This is a genomic window from Pseudomonas sp. C9-3, from assembly GCF_032392015.1.
Lineage (GTDB): Bacteria > Pseudomonadota > Gammaproteobacteria > Pseudomonadales > Pseudomonadaceae > Pseudomonas > Pseudomonas nitroreducens.
This window is the reverse complement of record NZ_CP135919.1, coordinates 1,943,934-1,959,719: the sequence shown is the minus strand read 5'-3', so window position 1 is coordinate 1,959,719 and position 15,786 is coordinate 1,943,934. Positions and strand designations below refer to the sequence as shown.

Below are 15,786 nucleotides of genomic sequence, written 5' to 3'. Positions count from 1 at the left end.
GCCGTGGATCAGTTGCCCGCGGCGAATACCTCCAAATAGACAGGCCTAGATCGACAGCCGCACGCCCCGCTCCGGGTCGATCACCGCCGCGCCGCGGCGCTTGTTCACCACCAGTTCGCCGATCTCGATCAGCCGCGTGCGCGTGACGTTGCGGCTCAGGCCCAGCAGATTGGCGGTGTGCACCTGGTTGCAGTGGCAGAAGCGATAAGCCGCGCGCAGCAGTGCATCCTCCACCCGCGCGTGCAGGTTGCCGCCCTGCTCCTCGAACAGGCGCTGGAAGGCCTGCTGGAGAATCTGCTCGGCGCCCAGCGATTCCAGCCGTGGCTCGTCGCTGCGATCGATGCGCAGGTTGGACAGGTGCAGATCCTCCGCGCGCACCACGCCGTCGCGGCAGATGAGCAAGGTGTGGTGGATGACGTTCTCCAGCTCGCGAATGTTCCCCGGCCAGGAATAGCTGCGCAGTTTCTGCGCCGCCTCGGCGCTGAGCTGGCTCTGCCCGTAGCCCAGGCGCCGGCTGTACTCGGCAATGAAGTGGCGGGTCAGCGGGAGGATGTCGCCAGGGCGCTCGCGCAGCGGCGAAAGCTCCAGGCTGACCACGTTGAGCCGGTAGTAGAGGTCCTCGCGGAAGTGCCCGGCGTTGATCGCCTTCTCCAGCTGCACGTTGGTGGCCGCCAGCACCCGCACGTTGATCGGGATGCTCTTGCGCGAACCCAGGCGCACCACTTCGCGCTCCTGCAGGACGCGCAGCAGCTTGACCTGGATCGGCATCGGCAAATCGCCGATCTCATCGAGAAACAGGGTGCCGCCGTTGGCCTCCTCGAACCAGCCGGCCTTGGCCGCCAGCGCACCGGTGAAGGCGCCCTTCTCGTGGCCGAACAGCTCGGCCTCCACCAGGGATTCGGAGAAGGCCCCACAGTTCACCGCCACGAACGGGCCACTGCGCCGCGCGCTGAGGTTATGGATGTGCCGCGCCACCAATTCCTTGCCGGTGCCGGTCTCGCCGATGATCAGCACGCTGGCCTCACTGGGCGCGACCTGTTGCAGGTGGTCGAGCAACGCCTGGGATTTCGGGTCCTCGAACACCTGCGCGGTGGCGCGGATGGAAGTGGCCAGCGCGGGGGACTTGGGCAGGATCAGCAGACCCTCGGGTGTGGTCGCATTCATGAGTAGAAAGTCGGTTGCGGGAGTTGCTGGTTCAGCGCCCAGTCACCCAACTCGCGGACCTTGTAGTCCACCGGGTCATGCAGGGTCTGGGTACGCAGGTTGCGCCAGTAGCGGTCGATGCGCAGCGCGGCATGGGTGGACCGCGCGCCAGTGACCTCGAACAGGCGGTTGCAGATTTCCAGGCCATTGCGCGTGGCCGCGACCTTGGCCGTGGCGATGGCCACGGCCAGCCGGCCGCGCTCTTCGGCATCCAGCGCGGCGCCCTTGTTCCAGGCTTCATCCAGCAGTTGCGCGGCGCGGCGCACCAGCAGGCGGGTGCTTTCCAGGCCGACCCAGAATTCGCCGTAATGGGCGAGCACGTAAGGGTCTTCGCTGACCGTGGCGGCGTTGGAGCGGAACCACGGGCGAGCTTCCTTGAGCGTGTACTGCCGCGCCTCTTCGAACGCACCTTCAGCTATGCCAAGGAACACATGGGTGAAGATCAGTTGCGCGATCAGCGGGCGCAGGCAGGCGAACGGCGTGCTCAGCGGGCCCGGATCGAGCAGCAGCTCGCTCTCCTCCACGCGCACGCGCTCGAAGGTGGCGCTGCCGCTGTCGGTCTGGCGCTGGCCCATGTTGTCCCAGTCGTGGGCGAGGCTGATGCCGCTGCGCGCAGTTGGAATCGCGGCTATCAGCAGCTTGCCGCCCTCACCGTCCAGCGCCGAGGCGATGAGCATTTCCGAATCCAGTGCGCCGGAGCAGAAGCTCTTGCGCCCGGAAAACTCGCGCCAGCCGGCGAAGCTGCGCGACACAGTGCGGGTGTCCAGCGGGTTCAGGGCGTTACCCCAGAACCACTGGTTGCGCGCGGTCAGCTCGAACCACGGCTGCCACTGCTCGGGGCGCGAGAACAGGCGCACGGTGGCCAGCATCAGGTGCTGGAAGCCGAACACATGGGCAATGGAGCTATCGACCACGGCGAACTGCCTGACGATGTCCAGCGTGGTGCTCCAGTCGGCGCCCAGGCCGCCGTACTCGCTGGGGATGATCAGCGACAACAGGCCGCTCTGGCGCAGCGCATCGCGCTCGGCCTTCGGCGTGCCGCCACGGATGTCGCGCTCGGCGGCGGTTTCGGCGAAACCGGCGGCCAGGCGTTGGGCTATTTGCCCGGGTGTCTGTGCGTCGAGACGCGTCTTGGCGTTCACGCTCGCTTCCTCTTTGTTCGATTGAATGCGTACCGGGCTCCTGCCCGGCACGTCATGGGTGGGGCTCAGCCGGCCTTGCGTCCGGGCAGCACGTCATTGGCGATCATTTCGCCGAAGGGCCCGGTAAGGTTGGTCACGCCGCGCCCGGCGAGGCTCGCATAGGGTTCGGGCAGCAACGGGAAGACCAGTTCGGCGAAGCGATACGCCTCTTCCAGGTGCGGGTAGCCGGAGAAGATGAAGCTGTCGATCCCCAGGTCCGCGTACTCCTTGATGCGTTCGGCGACCTGCTGCGGGTCGCCCACCAGCGCGGTGCCGGCACCGCCGCGCACCAGGCCGACGCCGGCCCAGAGATTGGGGTAGATCTCCAGCTGGTCACGCCGGCCGCCGTGCAGCGCGGCCATGCGCCGCTGGCCTTCGGAGTCGAAGCGGGCGAAGGACTTCTGCGCGTTGGCGATGGTCTCGTCGGAGATGTTGGCGATCAGCTTGTCGGCGGCCTGCCAAGCTTCCTCGGCGGTCTCGCGGACGATCACGTGCAGGCGGATACCGAACGTCACAGTGCGGCCCTGCTTCGCGGCTTTCTCACGCACGTCGGCGATCTTCTGCGCGACCGCTTGTGGCGGTTCGCCCCAGGTCAGGTAGACGTCCACCTGCTCGGCGGCGAGGTCGTGGGCCTCGGCTGAGGAGCCACCGAAGTACAACGGCGGATAGGGCTTCTGGATCGGCGGATAGAGCGCCTTGGCGTTCTCCACCTGCAGGTGTTTGCCGGCGAAGTCCACCGATTCGCCCTGCAGCACGCGGCGCCAGATGCGCAGGAATTCGTCGGTGACTTCGTAGCGCTCGGCATGGCTGAGGTGGATGCCGTCGCCACGGTTTTCGTCCGGGTCGCCACCGGTGACCACGTTGATCAGCAGGCGCCCGCCGGACAGGCGATCCAGGGTCGCCGCCATGCGCGCGGAGACGGTCGGCGAGATGATCCCCGGGCGGATCGCCACCAGATAGCGCAGGCGCTCGGTGAGCGGCGCCAGGGCCGAGGCGACTACCCAGGAATCCTCGCAGGAGCGGCCGGTGGGAATCAGCACGCCGTAGTAGCCGAGGGAATCGGCGGCCTGGGCGATCTGCTTGAGATACGGCAGCGACACCGGCCGCGCGCCCTCGCTGGTGCCGAGGAAGTGGCCGTCACCATGGGTGGGCAGGAACCAGAACACGTTCATCGAGGGCTCCTCAGGCGGTCTTGCGCAGTTGCGGGCGGGCGAACAGCGGTGCGGCGCGTTCGGCGGCCAGCTGGATGCGGGCGCGCAGGGTGTCGCTGGTGATCTGGTAGTTGGCGAAGTCCGCCTCGCTGGCGTACACGCCGATGGGCAGAGTGATCGACTGGAAGAAGCTGAACAGCGGGCGCAGCTGGTGGTCGAGAACCAGCGCGTGGCGCTCGCTGCCACCGGTGGCGGCGAGCAGCACCGGGGTGTCGATCAGGGCGTTCATGTCCACCAGGTCGAACAGATGCTTGAGCAGGCCCGGATAGGAACCGCGGTAGACCGGCGAGGCGACGACCAGCAGGTCGGCCGTCTCGATCTCGCGCAGGGTGGCCTCCAGCTCGGCAGAGAGTTCCTGGCGGGACAGCGCGGCGCCCAGCGGGCGGGCGATGTCGGCCAGTTCGATCACTCGGGCGTCTACCGGAAGCTGCTCGCCGAGAGCGTCCAGTACGGCCTGCGTGAGCACCAGGGTGCGCGAGGGGCGATAGGTGCCGCCGGAAACGGCGACCACTTTGATGGGGCTGGTCATGGGTTTTCCCTGTTGACTGTTGCGCTAGGTACAGAAGCCTTGAGCAAGGGCCGTACCAACCCCCGAAAGGGCCGTAACAACAAGGAAATGTGCGATTTCAGGGCACTTGAGCGGGGTTTCCGGGGTAATCCATGTCACTCAGGCAACAGCGTTGCTGATCAACTGTTGCCAGGGCAACACCCGGTGCTCAATGCACGGCCAGCTCGCGCAGGCCGTGAGAGATATCCAGGCCCTCCAGTTCAGCCACGTACTCATCCTTGCTGAGCAGGCCGATACAGGGCGTGGCGCCACGCTGGCGCAGCTGCCCGGCGGCCAGTTTGCGCGCCAGCGCCACCGCGGCCATGCAGGGGATGTTCGGGCCATGGTCGCGCTGCGCGAGCATTTCCCAGCACAGCGCCAGCGGCTTGCCGTCGCCGTCAAGTCCGTGCAGCTGGACGAACATGCCGCTGCGGCCATCGCCCAGCGGCTCCATGGCCACGGCCATGCGGTGCAGGCCGGCGCCCAGTCGCGCAGCATCCTTCACCAGACCGGCGCGCACCAGCCAGGACAGGCCCCAGGTGCCGAACTGGGTGAGTCGCAGGCCCAGGCCGGCGGAGAAACGCACGTCCTGCACGCCGGCATAGCGCTGCGGGAAAAGGTCCAGGTCCGGCACATCGCAATGGGCCAGCCAGCGTTGGCCCAGGGGAGCGGGAAAACGGTGGCGATTGAGCCCCTGCCAGCCGTGCACGTCCTGCCAGCGCCCCTGGCGCCACTGCCGCAACGGCTTGCCGCAGTATCCGAGTACCGCGGACACGGTGGCCTGGCCGGGAATCTTCGCCGAGGAGCTGATGCCATGGTGGATGCTGTCCAGCCGCTGGAAGCGCGGCAGCAGTTCGTCGATCACCGAGGCGGCCAGTGCAGGCACGGAGCTGGCACCGCTGCAGACCAGCACGCCGGCACTGCGCGCGGCGCGGTCGAGTTCATGGATACCGCAGACGAACTGGCGCGCGTCCGCCAGGTCGATGTAATGCGCGCGGGCACCGATGGCGGCACGGGCGACGCGGTAATCCTGCCCCTGGAAGGGACCGGCGGTGGATATCACCAGGTCCACCTTCAGCTCGTTGAGGCGGCCTGCCAGGGTCGGCTGGTTCATGTCCAGGCACACCGCCTCGCCGCCCACCTGCGCGGCCAGTTCATTGGCGCGGCGCTGGTCGCGCCCGCCGACCAGTACGCGGACTCCTTCGATACCGCTCAGACGCCGTACGATCAGGCTGCCGAAGTTGCCGTAGCCACCGAGCACCAGCACGCGAAATTTCCGTTCCATTCCCACTGACCCTGCTACTCCCTGAGTGCTGGCGGCTGCGCCAGCTTATTCATCCTGGTTTTGCACCCTCGTGACGGGGCAGATTGTCCTCCAGCGGCCACCAGCTGGCGCGGGACGCGACGTAATAATGTGCTTCGAGCTTTGTCCGTACCGGCTCGTCCAGGGTTCCCGCACGCACCCGCAAAGTCTCCGGCAAGGCATCGCGGGCGCTGTAGATCGGCGAGCCGCAGGTGCGGCAGAACACGCGCTTCTTATCGGGGGAAGCGCGATACTCGCCCAACTGCGACTCGCCGCTGAGCAGACGGAACGCCGCGCGGTCCACGGGAATGTTGGTGGCGAACGGCCCGCCCTGGGCCTTGCGGCACTGGCTGCAATGGCAGACCTGGACAGGCGCCAGTTCGCCATCGATCTCGAAACGCACTGCGCCGCACAGACAACCGCCCGAATGCATGGCCCTGCTCCCTCGTCCCGTTTTCACGAAGTGCAGGAGTCTAGATCAGCAACGCGGGTAATCACCACCGTGCCTTCGAGCGGTTTCAGCCCTATCTGCCCCAGCCCAGCGGATAGAGCAGTTCTTCCTTGTATCCGGCCCACACGCGCACGGCCGCGGGGAAGCTTGCGTCCAGCTCGGCGTCGCCGCTATCCACCAGCAGCGGCCGGCCTTCGAGAGTGCCGAGCTTGCGCTTGGTGGCGATCACCCGCAGCCGTTCGATGCCAATGGCGCGCAGCACCCGTGGGCTGATCTGCTGGTTGCCACGGCCGAGGATATGCCCCTGGCCACCAATGGCCGTCACCAGCAGGAAGGCCGGGTGGCCGTCCACCAGTTCGAACAACTGCGCCTCGGTGACATCGCGGGCGATCACTTCACCGTTCTCGATCACGTCGACGCCCAGCAGCGTGGTGTCCAGGTGCAGGTCGGCAGCCAGCCCATGCAGCGTCGAGCCGGGGCCGAAGACGTAGCGCACGTCGTTTTCCCAGCTGTCCTCCAGCCAGGCGGCGAGATCGGCCAGCACCAGTTCCTCGGTTTCCATGCCGGCCTGCTTCACGTGCTGCATGAAGTGGCCTTCCTCGGGCACCGTCAGCTCGGCGTACCAGCGCGCGGCGACGCGACCTTCGCGCAGCGCGGCTTCGTCCAGATCGCGCACTTCCCCCTGGGTCAGGCGCACCAGGCCGCCGTCGACCAGCCGCCGCGCCAGTTCCCCGGCGGCACGCGGGCTGATGGCGTAGACGCCGGAATGGATCTTCACCCCGGCGGGAATGCCCAGCACCGGCTGGCCCTCGCGGGCCACTTCGGCCACGTCCCGCGCAGTGCCATCGCCACCGGCGAAGAGGATCAGCGCCACGCCTGCTTCCTGCAGCGCCTGCACGGCGTGACGGGTATCCGCCGCACTGCTCTGCTGCTGTTCCAGCGCGCCGACCAGGCGGTGGCCGAAGCCCATGCTCGCCAGCAGCTCGGCGCCCATGGCGCCGGGAAAAGTGAGGAACTCCAGGCGCTCGCGCACCGGCAACAGATGCTCCAGTGCCACGCGGGTGCGCTCCGCTGCCCGCGGCTGCGCGCCGCGCGCCAGTGCCAGCTCGGCCACCCCGTCACTGCCCTTGAGCGCCGTCGGGCCGCCAATACCGGCCAGCGGATTGATGATCAGCCCTATGCGAATCCTGTCCATACTCAACCTCGAGGGAAACTTCTTCGAACCACCGGCGCAATGCCGGGTCGGACCAGGGAAGCGACGGTTCCACTCACTATAACGACAAGCAAACGACCGGGGACCACGCGATTGGCATGCAATCTGCGAGGGCATTGGTCGTCTGTCTTCGGTGACGGTTCTTCGGCGCTGCCGCGCGCAGCCTCTGTCACCGGGCTTTCATCTGATCTGCCTAGACTGCAACGAACCTGATGTAGAGGAGATTGGCCATGAGCCTGCAAACCCACCGTGAACCCACTCCCCGCCCCGCCCCGCGCAACCCGCAGCAGCCGGTCGGCGGCTCGATCATCGATGCCCAGGGCCGCGAGGTCCCGATCACCGAAGACATGATCCAGCGCGCCTGCCAGGAACTTGACAAGACCTGCGAGCAGCCACGCCGCTGACAGTCGGTGCAGCGGCGCGTCCGCCCTACTCCCCGACCCGGTTGGCGCCCAAGGCGGTCAGCAGGCTTTCCAGGCGCGGCGAATCACCCTGGATGTCCACCCATAGCCCGGTGATCTCGCGCCGCGGCGGGTAATGCTTGCGCAGCGCATCGAAGGCCGCCCGCCGGGTCTTGGTATCGCCTACCAGGCTGCGACGGAAGTTGGCGTCGTCGCTGCGCGGGTCATAAACCGCACGGCAGAGCATCGCCAGTGCCCAGTCGGGGTCGCACTCTTCCTTGAGGCTCAGCTCGGCCAGCCATTGCGCGGGCAACAGGTCGTCGAGATCGACTTCCGGCGCGCGCTGCTGCCAGGCGCAGAACGCCTCGTAGATCTGCGCCGTACCGCGCAGCTTGCCGTCGAGGCTGTAGCCGGCGATGTGCGGCGTCGCGATACGGCAGAGTTCGGCCAGGCGAACATTGACCTCCGGCTCGCCCTCCCAGACATCCAGCGCCACATCGAGATTCGCACCGGATTCCAGGTGAACGCGTAGCGCGGTGTTGTCGACCACGCCGCCGCGGCTGGCATTGATCAGCCAGGTGCCGGGGCGCAGCGCCTTCAGGCGCGCGGCGTCGATCAGGTGGCGGGTCGGGTTGTCGCCGTCGCGGGTCAGCGGCGTGTGCAGGCTGATCACGTCGCACTCGCGCAGCACTTCCTCCAGGCTGCGGAAATCGCCGCCCTCGGCAGCCGCGCGCGGCGGATCGCAGACGCGCACATCCCAGCCCAACCCACGCAGCACATCCACCAGACGACCGCCCACCTGCCCAGCGCCGATCACGCCATAGCGGCGTTCGGCGAGCTTCGCGCCGTGCACGTCGGCCAGCGCCAGCAGGCTGCCCAGCACCCAGTCGACCACGCCACGGGCATTGCAACCCGGCGCACTGGACCAGGCGATACCGGCCTCGGCGAAGTAATCGAGGTCCAGGTGGTCGGTGCCGATGGTGCAGGTGCCGACGAATTTCACCTGGCTGCCCTTGAGCAGCTCGCGGCTGACGTCCGTCACCGAGCGCACCAGCAGCACTTCGGCATCGCCCAGGGCGGTACGGTCGATGCCGCGTCCGGGCAGACGGCGGATATCGCCATGGGCACCGAAGAAGGCTTCGACCAGGGGAATGTTTTCATCGGCAAGGATACGCATGGGCTGACTCCAGAAATCGGCTGCGGGTACTTTACCAGCGCTGCTGCGCGCGGTCCCGCACAGCCATATAGGGCGCATAACCTGGAGCAGGTTATCCGCCGCTCTCCCTTCAAGGCGGATAACGCTGGCGCGTTAAGCGCCCTACGTCAGCGCCGATCCTTCAGCCCTGCGCGCGGTCCCGCGCGGCGCACGCAAGACTTCCTGACTGGCCCGTCAGCCCTTAAACTGGTCGGCTTCCCGCCAATTTCTTTCGCCAAGGAAAGCCGTGACCAGCCTCGCCCAGCCCGTCTCCCGCGGACGGCGCACCGCCACCGAACTCAAGGAACTGCTGACCCTCGCAGCGCCCATCATGATCGCCCAGCTGGCCACTACCGCCATGGGCTTCGTCGATGCGGTGATGGCCGGCAGCGTCGGCCCGCGTGACCTCGCGGCCGTGGCGCTGGGCAACTCGATCTGGATTCCGGTGTTCCTGCTGATGACCGGCACCCTGCTCGCCACCACCGCCAAGGTGGCCCAGCGCTACGGTTCCGGCGATCAGGCCGGGACCGGCCCGCTGGTACGCCAGGCGCTGTGGCTGGCGCTGCTGGTCGGCCCACTGGCGGGCGCGACGCTGTGGCTGCTCTCCGAGCCGGTACTGCGGGCGATGAAGGTCGAGGAAGCGCTGATCGAGCCCAGTTGCTTCTACCTGCGCGGTATCGCCTGCGGCCTGCCGGCGGTGGCGCTGTACCACGTGCTGCGCTGCTACAGCGACGGCCTGGGCCGCACCCGGCCGAGCATGGTGCTGGGCATCTGCGGGCTGATGCTGAACATCCCGATCAACTACGTGCTGATCTACGGCCACCTTGGCTTCCCGGCCCTGGGCGGCCCCGGCTGCGGCTGGGCCACCGGCTCGGTGATGTGGTTCATGCTGCTGGGCATGCTGTTCTGGGTGAACTGGGCCAAGGTCTACCAGCCGAGCCAGTTATTCAGCCACTGGGAACTGCCGCAGCCGAAGGTGATCGGCAGCCTGGTGGCGGTGGGCCTGCCCATCGGCATCGCGGTATTCGCCGAATCCAGCATCTTCTCGGTGATCGCCCTGCTGATCGGCGAGCTCGGCGAGAAGGTTGTCGCCGGGCACCAGGTGGCGCTGAACTTCAGCGCGCTGGTGTTCATGATCCCGTACTCGCTGGCCATGGCCGTGACGGTACGCGTTGGCCAGTCACTGGGCGCCGGGGCCCCGCGCGATGCGCGCTTCGCCGCCGGCGTGGGCATGGGCGCGGCGTTGGCGTACGCCTGCATTTCCGCCAGCGGCATGCTGCTGATGCGCGAGCACATCGCCGGGCTCTACACCCAGGACCCGGAAGTGCTGGCCCTGGCCGCTACGCTGCTGGTGTTCTCGGCGCTGTTCCAGTTCTCCGATGCCGTGCAGGTCACTGCCGCCGGCGCCCTGCGCGGCTACCAAGACACCCGCGCGACCATGATCATGACCCTGTTCGCCTACTGGGGCATCGGCCTGCCGGTGGGCTACAGCCTCGGCCTGGCCCACTGGCTGCAGGAGCCCACCGGCCCGCGCGGCCTGTGGGAAGGCCTGATCGTCGGCCTGACCTGTGCGGCGGTGATGCTGTGCATCCGCCTGTCGCGCAGCGCCAAGCGGCAGATCGTGCTGAACGAGAGGCGCGTGGCTGCCTAACGCCCATGACGCGAAAAAAGCCGCCCAAGGGCGGCTTTTTCATTTGGAAACCCCGCGGGGAAAACACCGCACGAACTGGTCGCCGCGCTGCAAGGACTCTGTAGGAGCGAGCTTGCTCGCGAACGGATTTACCTCAAGCATCGGCGTCAAGCGGTTCGCGAGCAAGCTCGCTCCTACAACAACGAAAAAGCCGCCCGGGGGCGGCTTTTTCGTTTCGTATCCTGGGATCAGTCAGCGACCAGCGCCGGCTTCGGCCGGCTGCTCAGCGTCGTCCCAACGGAGGCCACGATGATGGCGCAGATGGCGATCCACTGGTGCGAAGTCAGTTGCTCGCCGAGGAAGAACAACCCGGACAACGCACCGAACGCCGGCTCGATGCTCATCAGGGTGCCGAAAGTACGTGCAGGCAAACGGGTGAGCGCAACCATTTCCAGGGTGTAGGGCAACGCGCTGGAAAGGATCGCCACGCCCAGCAGAGCCGGGAACAGGCTGACATCGAACAGCGCCATGCCGCTGTGCGCGAGGCCGATCGGCGCTACGCAGATCGCCGCGATAGTGATGCCCAGCGCCGCGCCCTGGGCGCCCAGGTCGTTGCCGGCGCGCTGGCCGAAGATGATGTAGAGCCCCCAGCAGACCCCCGCTCCCAGCGCCAGCGCGGCGCCCTTGGGGTCGATGCCGTTGCCGAAGTCAGCGATCGGCAGCAGCAGGCCGAGACCGACCACCGCGATGGCGATCCACAGGAAGTCGATGGGTTTGCGCGAGTAGAACAGCGCCACCGCCAGCGGCCCGGTGAACTCCAGGGCCACGGCGACACCCAGCGGGATGGTCTGCAGCGCCATATAGAAGGTCAGGTTCATCAGGCCCAGCGTCACGCCATAGATGAACAGCGGCTTGAGCGGCTTGCCGCGCAGGGAGGTGCGCCACGGCCGCAGGATCGCCAGCAGGAGGATGGCGGCGAAGACCAGGCGCATGGAAGTCACGCCTTCCGCGCCGAGCACCGGGAACAGGCTCTTGGCGACGGACGCACCGGTCTGGATCGAGGCCATGGACACGATCAGGATGAGGATGGGAAAGACAGTGGAAAGAAAGCGAGAGCGAGGCATGATGCGGACCAGGACAGGCGTTGCAACGGTGGGAAAATCTTGATTGACTGTTATGCGCAACATAATGCGCAAAAAGGCCAGAATGAGCAATATACTGCCCACCCCTTCTGAACGTCCCAGCGTGCTGGTCCACGTCGCCGATAACGTGAAGACGCACCGTCGTAGCGCCGGTCTCAGCCAGGATGCGCTGGCCAAGGCCTCGGGCGTCAGCCGGCGGATGCTGGTCGGCATCGAGGGAGGCGACAACAACGTCAGCCTCGCAACCCTCGACCGCATCGCCGCCGCGCTGCACGTGACCTTCGCCGACCTGGTACGCCCACCGGCCACCGGCGGCCTGACCCGCGTAGACGCCGTCGCCTGGGGCGGCCAGCAGCCCGACAGCCGCGGCACCCTCCTCGCCAGCACACCTGCCACGCGCCAGGCGGAACTCTGGCACTGGGCACTCGCCCCCGGCGATCGCTACAACGCCGAGCCCGACGCTGAAGGCTGGCATGACATGGCCTATGTCATCGAGGGCCGGCTGACCATTGTCCTCGCCGAGGAGACGGTGGAAGTCGAGGCCGGTGGGTTTCATGTGTTCAAGAGCAACCAGCCGTTTTCCTACCAGAACCATGGGGATGTGCTGGTGCGGTTTGTGCGGAACGTCGTGAACTGAATCCCGCTGACAAGCCGCCCTCTCAGGTCGGCGAGGCAATCACGGACGAAGTCTGCTCCTAGGTCAGGGGAAGTAACGGCTAGGAGTGGGCTTGCTCGCAAGCGCTCTGGAAGAACGCTGAACCACCCTCTCCCCAACCCTCTCCCTGAAGGGAGAGGGAGCTATCCATGCTCACTCTGGCTCTGCTTTGGCTTTGGCTTTGGCTTTGGCTTTGGCTTTGGCTTTGGCTTTGGCTTTGGCTTTGGCTTTGGCTTTGGCTTTGAAGTCTTCCAGAGAAATGTCCGCACACGCCGAATGCCCCGTTCAGGAGGCCTCGTTGGAGCGTAGTTTCAGGGGTTGAGCGACATGGATGTCGCGAGAGCTGCGATGGGCCAGGGACGGCCCTTCGCAGCGTGCCCCTGAAACTTCGTTGCAACGAGGGAATTTTTCGCCTAAGCGAAAAACCGGATGTCCGGGGCAAGCCTTCTTGGTTACTTCTTTGGCGTTTGAAAGAAGTGACTCGCCCGAGGGGGCGAAACCCAATACATCCGAACACGCAAATGCGGCGCAGAAACACCCAACTCCAAAAAAAGGCCCGCATCAAGCGGGCCTTTTGTTGAAGCAATCGATCAGCTGCCCTGCGGCATCTCGCCCCGCGCCAACCGCGCATTGATATCGGCGATCACCGCCGGCAATTCGGCGATGGTGTCGATCAGGTAATGCGGCCGCGAGCCCTCGAACATCTGGCCGATGCGACGGCGTTCCTGCTCAAGCTTTTCCGCCGGCAGCGCCTTGTACTGCTCATAGGTCAGGCCCAGGGCGTTGCCCGAGCAGGTCAGCGCCACAGTCCACATGCCGGCGCTGCGGCCTTCGAGGATGCCCGGCCAGGTGTCGTCGACCTTCACGCAGGCCGCGACATCGTTGATGCCCAGGGCAATCACGTTGGCCAGCGCCTGGGCCGGGTGCGGGCGGCCGTTGGGCACTTCGTCGGTGGCGACCACGTGGTCGGCGACGTAGCCGTTAGTCTTGGCCAGCGCCACGACCTTCTCCATCACCACCGCCGGGTAGCCGGAGCAGGAGCCGATCTTCAGCCCGCCCTTGCGCAGGGTGGCAATGGCTTCCAGCGCGCCGGGAATCAGCGCCGAGTGCTCGGCGATCTTCTCGATCTGCAGCGGCATGAAGCGCTCGTAGATGGCGGTGACGTCATTGTCGCTCGGCACGCGACCGAACTTGGCCTTGTAGCGCTCGGCGATGGCCGGGATGTCGCACAGGGTGCGGATGTGGTCCCACTTGCCCATGCCCATCGGGCCGCGGGCTTCTTCCAGGCTGACCTGCACGCCGAATTCGGCGAAGGCTTCGACGAAGATCTGGGTCGGCGCGAAGGAGCCGAAATCGACCACGGTGCCAGCCCAGTCGAGGATGGCGGCTTGCAGTTGCTTGGGTTGTTCGTAGTTCATGGCATTCAATCCTGTGAGAATTCGGGCGGGCGTCAGATTTCGAAGACTTCCATTTCCTTCAGCGTCTCGGCGATGGCCGCGACGGCGGCGCGCATGCCGCTGCTGTCGACCTGGCCTATGCAGCCGACGCGGAAGGTTTCCACCTGGGTCAGCTTGCCCGGGTAGAGGATGAAGCCCTTCTCGCGCACCCGACCGTAGAACTCGGTGAAGTTGTAACGGCTATCGCGCGGCGCGTGGAAGGTGACGATGATCGGCGCCTGGATCTCGGCCGGCAGGAAGCTGCGCAAGCCCAACCTGGCCATCTCGCTGAGGAGAGTCTGGCAATTGTTTGCGTAACGCTGATGACGGGCCGCAAGGCCACCCTCCTCCTCGTACTGGGTCAGCGCTTCGTGCAGCGCGGCCACCACGTGGGTCGGCGGAGTGAAGCGCCACTGGCCGGTCTTGGCCATGTAGGCCTGCTGGTCCTGCAGGTCCATGGACAGCGAATGGCAGTTGCCGGTGCTGGCGTTCAGCGCGCTGCTGCGGGCAAAGACGAAGCCCATCCCCGGCACGCCTTCCAGGCACTTGCCGGAAGCGGCGATCAGCGCATCGAAGGGCACCTGGCGAGCGTCGATATCGAGGGCGCCAAAGGAGCTCATGGCGTCGATGATCAGGCGCTTGCCGTGGGACTCGATGACCTTGGCGATGCCCTGCAGCGGGTTGAGGATGCCGGTGCTGGTCTCGCAATGGATCAGCGCGACGTGGGTGACGCTGGGGTCTTCAGTGAGCAGGCGATCGACGTCGGCGGCGGTGGTCGGCACGTCTTCTTCGGTTTCGAAGGTGCTGAACTCGCGGCCGATCACCTGGCAGATTTTCGCCAGGCGCTTGCCGTAGGCGCCGTTGATCAGCACCAGCACCTTGCCGTCACGCGGCACCAGGGTGCCCACGGCGGCCTCGACGGAGAAGGTGCCGCTGCCCTGCAGGGGCACGCAGGTGTGGGTCTGCTCGCCGTGGATGATCGCCAGCAGGCGCTTGCACACATCGGCGGTCAGCTCGTTGAAGTCGGTGTCCCACGAACCCCAGTCGACCATCATGGCGCGACGGGTGCGGGGGGACGTGGTCAGCGGACCGGGAGTCAGCAGGATGGGGGCTCGCTCGGCAATGCTCATGCTCGATTCCTCTTTCGTGGGAACGTCGTCAGGGCTGAATTCGGTTGGGCCGGGCGGGTTCGCTGCGGCCTGGGCATAACTTGCCGGCCGGGCTGATATCGTTCAAATTGTTTATCACGATGCACTGCATAAGCCGGACATATACCTCATGAATCTCTTCCAGCTCCGCGCCTTCGACGCCGTCGCCCGCGAACGCAGCTTCACCCGCGCCGCCGAGCGCCTGTTCATCAGCCAGCCGGCCGTGACCGGCCACGTGAAGGCGCTGGAGGAGCACTACCAGGTCAACCTGTTCCGCCGCACCGCGCGAGGCGTGGAGCTGACCGAGGACGGCGTGCGGCTGTCGGCGATCAGCCGCACGCTGTTCGCCCTGGAGGAAGAAGCCGAGGCCATGCTCGACGCCAGCCGCGAGCTGGTGACCGGGCGTATCGAGGTAGCCGCCGACGGCCCGCACCTGGTGATGCCGATGCTTGCCCGGCTGCGCGCGTCCTACCCCGGCATCACCGTCAACCTGCGTCTGGGCAACGCCCAGGAGACTTTGGCCGCGCTGCTCGACGAACACGTCGATATCGCCGTGCTGACCGAAGTGGAGCCGCGCGCCGGGCTGTTCCTGCGCGAGCTGGTGGAGTCACGCATCTGCGCGCTCGTGCCGGCCAGCCATGCCTGGGCCGGGTATGTCGGCGAACTGCCGCTGGCTGAACTGGACCAGCAGATCATGGTGCTGCGCGAGCCCGACTCCATCACTCGCCGGACCTTCGATGCTGCCTGTTCGGCCCAGTCCGTGGCACCGCGCGTGTTGCTGGAATTGGACAGCCGCGAGGCGGTGACCGAGGCGGTCGCGGCGGAGCTGGGGGTGGGCATCGTGTCGTCGATGGAAGTCAGCCCGGACCCACGGGTGAAGGCTATTCCCCTGAGCGGCGAGGGCCTGATGAATCGACACGCCATCGGTTGCCTGGAGCGCCGCCGGGGATTGCGGGTGGTGAGTGCGTTTCTGGAGTTGGCGGAAGCCTGACCTGAGGTTCGACGAGAGGCAGTTCGCGAGCAAGCTCGTTCATAAGAAGAGCGCTCCAGCGTATGCACGGACTGCAGGA

Annotated in this window: 15 protein-coding genes; 4 read left to right on the top strand and 11 right to left on the bottom strand. The window is 66.5% G+C overall.

All coding sequences use genetic code 11. The features are described from left to right. Positions 1-45 precede the first annotated feature (45 nt). From RS899_RS08925 to RS899_RS08895, 7 genes are all read right to left on the bottom strand, one after another. Complete coding sequence (locus RS899_RS08925; protein ID WP_315809659.1) at positions 46-1,164, bottom strand: sigma-54 dependent transcriptional regulator; 1,119 nt, start codon at positions 1,162-1,164, stop codon at positions 46-48. Beyond that, entirely contained in the window at positions 1,161-2,345 is a 1,185-nt protein-coding gene (locus RS899_RS08920) for an acyl-CoA dehydrogenase family protein (protein WP_233298770.1), read from the bottom strand. Before RS899_RS08920 ends, RS899_RS08925 begins: the two co-directional genes overlap by 4 nt. A gap of 65 nt (positions 2,346-2,410) precedes the next feature. Continuing rightward, positions 2,411-3,556, bottom strand: a complete 1,146-nt coding sequence (ssuD, locus tag RS899_RS08915) for an FMNH2-dependent alkanesulfonate monooxygenase (protein WP_315809658.1) — start codon at positions 3,554-3,556, stop codon at positions 2,411-2,413. A 10-nt stretch (positions 3,557-3,566) separates the two neighbouring features. Further along, entirely contained in the window at positions 3,567-4,124 is a 558-nt protein-coding gene (gene msuE / locus RS899_RS08910; protein ID WP_064979607.1) for an FMN reductase, read from the bottom strand. A 187-nt stretch (positions 4,125-4,311) separates the two neighbouring features. Beyond that, entirely contained in the window at positions 4,312-5,427 is a 1,116-nt protein-coding gene (locus RS899_RS08905; protein ID WP_315809657.1) for a saccharopine dehydrogenase family protein, read from the bottom strand. A 49-nt stretch (positions 5,428-5,476) separates the two neighbouring features. Continuing rightward, positions 5,477-5,878 carry a GFA family protein gene (locus RS899_RS08900; RefSeq protein ID WP_054909541.1) on the bottom strand — a complete coding sequence of 134 codons (402 nt, stop codon included), beginning with the start codon at positions 5,876-5,878 and terminating at the stop codon, positions 5,477-5,479. 91 nt (positions 5,879-5,969) lie between these two features. Further along, on the bottom strand, positions 5,970-7,091 hold the full coding sequence (locus RS899_RS08895) for an ATP-NAD kinase family protein (protein WP_315809656.1): 1,122 nt from the start codon (positions 7,089-7,091) through the stop codon (positions 5,970-5,972). Positions 7,092-7,339: 248 nt separating this feature from the next. Here RS899_RS08895 and RS899_RS08890 point away from each other — a divergent pair, with 248 nt between their 5' ends. Next, the gene (locus RS899_RS08890; protein ID WP_164488251.1) at positions 7,340-7,513 is read left to right on the top strand and encodes a PA1571 family protein; all 174 of its coding nucleotides are present in this window, start codon (positions 7,340-7,342) and stop codon (positions 7,511-7,513) included. A 25-nt stretch (positions 7,514-7,538) separates the two neighbouring features. Here RS899_RS08890 and pdxB read toward each other — a convergent pair whose 3' ends face one another. Continuing rightward, a complete protein-coding gene (gene pdxB, locus RS899_RS08885) occupies positions 7,539-8,687 on the bottom strand; it encodes a 4-phosphoerythronate dehydrogenase PdxB (protein ID WP_315809655.1) in 1,149 nt (382 codons plus the stop codon). A 265-nt stretch (positions 8,688-8,952) separates the two neighbouring features. Here pdxB and RS899_RS08880 point away from each other — a divergent pair, with 265 nt between their 5' ends. Further along, positions 8,953-10,356: an MATE family efflux transporter gene (locus tag RS899_RS08880; RefSeq protein WP_315809654.1), complete on the top strand. Its 1,404-nt coding sequence runs from the start codon at positions 8,953-8,955 to the stop codon at positions 10,354-10,356. Positions 10,357-10,583: 227 nt separating this feature from the next. On the opposite strand, the gene rhtA is transcribed toward RS899_RS08880, so the two are convergent. Beyond that, entirely contained in the window at positions 10,584-11,459 is an 876-nt protein-coding gene (gene rhtA / locus RS899_RS08875) for a threonine/homoserine exporter RhtA (RefSeq protein ID WP_315809653.1), read from the bottom strand. 52 nt (positions 11,460-11,511) lie between these two features. On the opposite strand from rhtA, the gene RS899_RS08870 reads away from it, so the two are divergent. Continuing rightward, on the top strand, positions 11,512-12,114 hold the full coding sequence (locus tag RS899_RS08870) for a helix-turn-helix domain-containing protein (protein ID WP_054909546.1): 603 nt from the start codon (positions 11,512-11,514) through the stop codon (positions 12,112-12,114). A 608-nt stretch (positions 12,115-12,722) separates the two neighbouring features. On the opposite strand, the gene phnX is transcribed toward RS899_RS08870, so the two are convergent. Then, positions 12,723-13,550 carry a phosphonoacetaldehyde hydrolase gene (gene phnX, locus RS899_RS08865; RefSeq protein ID WP_315809652.1) on the bottom strand — a complete coding sequence of 276 codons (828 nt, stop codon included), beginning with the start codon at positions 13,548-13,550 and terminating at the stop codon, positions 12,723-12,725. 32 nt (positions 13,551-13,582) lie between these two features. Next, on the bottom strand, positions 13,583-14,698 hold the full coding sequence (locus tag RS899_RS08860; protein WP_315809651.1) for a 2-aminoethylphosphonate--pyruvate transaminase: 1,116 nt from the start codon (positions 14,696-14,698) through the stop codon (positions 13,583-13,585). 148 nt (positions 14,699-14,846) lie between these two features. On the opposite strand from RS899_RS08860, the gene RS899_RS08855 reads away from it, so the two are divergent. Beyond that, positions 14,847-15,707 carry a LysR substrate-binding domain-containing protein gene (locus tag RS899_RS08855; protein ID WP_054909549.1) on the top strand — a complete coding sequence of 287 codons (861 nt, stop codon included), beginning with the start codon at positions 14,847-14,849 and terminating at the stop codon, positions 15,705-15,707. Positions 15,708-15,786: the final 79 nt, after the last annotated feature.